Here is a 1,391-nt window from a genome sequence, read left to right as displayed (position 1 = left end):
GTGGCCAGGATCACGCAGCCGCCTGGTTGAAGCGCCTCGGCTTCCAGGTCAAGGCCGTCAAGAACCCGGATTGGGCGCGCGACGAAGTCATCCTTGCTTGCCACGGCTTCGGATCGCGCTTGAAGATGCCGTCCATCACGACCGCCCCCGTCTGGATCACGGGGCGGATCTGCTTCCGGTAGACCTCTTCGGTGACTGCCGTACCGGAGTGGCCGACCAGGCCGGAGATCTCCTCCAGCGGGACACCGCAGTCCGACAGCAGCGAGACGCTGCTATGCCTTGTGTCCGCAGAGGCCGTGTGCGGTCGGGTGCGTGTTGCCATTGAGCAGGTCCGCTGCTGGCGCCGCGTTCGCGACGATGACAGCGGCTTGTGTTGCATTCCGGACCCGCTGGTATGACGCAGATCACCGCAAGGGTGTTGATGGTGGAAGGTGAGGCCGAGTGCGTCCGCTGTGGCAGGGTCGGGGCCATGCCTTTTGATCACAACGACCACTATCACCGTCTGCTGTTGCGCCAGGTGCCGCGGAACTGCGGTGCGGCACTGGATGTGGGGTGCGGGACCGGCCAGTTCGCGCGTCGGCTCGCTCGCCTGGGCATAGAGGTCGATGCGATCGATCCGTCGGAGGAGGCCATCGCGGAGGCTCGCGCGCTGTCCGGCCGGATGACCAGTGACCGGAGTCCGCGCTTCCAGCACGCGGACGTGACTGAAGTCGAATTTCCCAAGGCGCATTACGACTTCATCTCGTGCCTCGCCAGCATTCACCACATGCCGTTCGACACTGTCGCCGCACTGCGTGACGCGCTTGCGCCCGGCGGGGTCCTCGTGATCTTGGGGTGCTTTCCGGAGAAGACCCGGCTCGACTGGGCTTGGAGCCTGGCAGCTGTGCCCGTCAACGCCGTCGCCAGACTGGCTGTCGCGGTGAGGGACAAGATCCTCTCTGTCTCTGCTGCGACTCATAGGGAACGGGTGAAGGTGCCGGTGAGACAGCCGGCCATGCCCCTGGCCGAGATCCGCCGGGAAGCCGCGGTGCTGCTGCCCGGATGCAACATCCGCAGGCTCCTCTTCTGGCGCTATCTGCTCGTCTTTCGCAACCACGGCTGACGGGACCACGTGGTGTTTCCCCTTTGCTCCGCCCCGCATCAACTGCAGGTTTCGACCACCGTGGTCCGCGGAGCGGGAAGGCGGCTGACTCGGTGGTTCGCATCGAGGGGGGTGTGCCACATGCCTGCCACGTCGGGCAGGGATGTGCGGGGAACCACGGGAAATCACGGGGAATCACGGGCAGCATGAATCGACGCCCCTGGCAGTGCCGTTCAAAGAATGTTCACTTGTACGACGCAGAGCTTTCAGATGCCGAAAATCGGCTCGCTTCGGTGTCGCTTTCACCGGC

The 1,391-nt window shown here is 64.8% G+C and carries 2 protein-coding genes and 1 pseudogene; 2 read left to right on the top strand and 1 reads right to left on the bottom strand.

Annotation, left to right across the window (positions count from 1 at the left end):
- Positions 1-182 (top strand): hypothetical protein (locus tag ACRWND_RS30765; protein WP_431955250.1); only part of this gene is annotated, 182 nt, incomplete at its 5' end.
- Here the strand turns inward: ACRWND_RS30765 and ACRWND_RS30760 are convergent.
- Positions 110-283, bottom strand: a pseudogene (locus ACRWND_RS30760) (site-specific integrase); the annotation flags it as partial. The gene ACRWND_RS30765 and the pseudogene ACRWND_RS30760 sit on opposite strands and share 73 nt — an antisense overlap.
- 186 nt (positions 284-469) lie before the next feature.
- Here ACRWND_RS30760 and ACRWND_RS30755 point away from each other — a divergent pair.
- Positions 470-1,102 (top strand): class I SAM-dependent methyltransferase, encoded by a 633-nt coding sequence (locus tag ACRWND_RS30755; RefSeq protein WP_431955248.1) that lies wholly within the window; start codon positions 470-472, stop codon positions 1,100-1,102.
- Positions 1,103-1,391: the final 289 nt, after the last annotated feature.

Source organism: Actinacidiphila sp. bgisy167, assembly GCF_965342175.1.
Classification (GTDB): Bacteria; Actinomycetota; Actinomycetes; order Streptomycetales; family Streptomycetaceae; genus Actinacidiphila.
Note: the sequence above shows the minus strand (reverse complement) of the source record. Positions and strands in the feature narration are given on the sequence as shown.